We start from the raw sequence: 1,406 nt of genomic DNA on the forward strand, positions 1-1,406 counted from the left end.
CCCGCATCGACCTGATGACCTTTAGGCTAGCCTTAAGCCCATAAGGTCGGCGCCATGCCCGTCATCACGCAAGGCGGCCCTCGTCGGACGGGTACGCCGAGCCCGCCTTTTCGCTCTAGCATTGTGCCCAGTCGTAGAAGCGTCGCTTCGTTCAGCCATTTGCCGACGAGCTGGATGCCAATCGGCAGCTGCTCCGAGCTAAAGGCGTAAGGCACTGAGAGTGCCGGTAGCCCGGTCAGGTTGAAAGGCGACGTGGCGGCCATGACATGGGTCCAAGACACCGTTACGCCACCAACGACAAGCTCCTGGGCGCCGTGCGGCGTCGCCGTCATCGGGTTCACCGGTGTCAGCAGAACGTCGTACTTCTCAAAGAAGCCCGCAAAGGCAGATCGTAGTTCTTCGCCCTGCGCTTCGGCGGCGAGAAAATCGGCGAAAGCCGGATCGGCCATGCCGACAATACCGGCTCCGATCGCGTGAAGGTCGTTCTCGCGTCCTGCCGCGAGCGCCTTGATCGAGGGCACGATCTCACCAAAGACCAGCGTCATCAGTGCGCCGAGCGGGTTGCCGAGGAAAGGCAGCGTCACCTCTTCCACCTCATGCCCAAGATCGGCCAGCTGGCTGGCGGCAGACGCGACGGCAGCGACAATCTCGGGATCGACTGGGCCGAACGCGGCATCCGCAACCCACCCAATGCGGAGCGGCCGGCCGGGGACTTGGCTTGCACTGGCGTCCGCATCACGAGGATGGACGGCATAGCCGTCGACGCCGTCCGGCCCCTTCAGGATCGAATAGCCGAGCGCGACATCGCCGACTGTGCGTGCCATTGCGCCGACATGCCACCACCGCCTGATGATCGAAGGATAGTGGCCGGTATAGGGGACACGACCCTGTGTCGCCTTAAGGGCCGCGATGCCGGTGAAGGCGGCCGGGCCGCGGACCGAGATCGCAACATCGCTGCCGATGCCGATTGGCGACAGGCCGGCTGCGATCGCCGCTGACTCGCCGCCCGAGGAACCGCCTGGTGTGCGAGCCAGATTCCAAGGGTTGTTGGTGCGGCCGATGACGAGATTGTCCGTCTCCGTCCAGGCTGAAAACTCGGGGAGGTTCGTTTTCATCAGCGGGATGCCGCCGGCGGCCTTGAAGCGCGCCACTGCGGTGGCATCGGCCGAAGGAATGTGACCCGCGAAGAGCTTCGAGCCGCGTTGGGTGAGGACACCAGCGGTGTCCTAATGGTGCATCGGTCTTGAGTAATGCACCGAGGCTGGCGACCGCTTCCGCCCACAAGCGGCCGTTCGCACCAGACTTCCGAAAGAGCTACGCCGTGCATGTTGCGCCTGTCGCGAGGCGTTGCGGAGCTACGCGGGAATTTGGGTGACGCGGCAGTCAGGCGGCGCGGTCTGACGTGC

Annotated in this window: 1 pseudogene; it reads right to left on the bottom strand. The window is 64.5% G+C overall.

Annotation, left to right across the window (positions count from 1 at the left end):
* Positions 1–32: 32 nt before the first annotated feature.
* Positions 33–1,214, bottom strand: a pseudogene (locus P7D22_RS23110) (amidase); the annotation flags it as partial.
* Positions 1,215–1,406: the final 192 nt, after the last annotated feature.

Source organism: Lichenihabitans sp. Uapishka_5, assembly GCF_033947565.1.
GTDB lineage: Bacteria > Pseudomonadota > Alphaproteobacteria > Rhizobiales > Beijerinckiaceae > Lichenihabitans.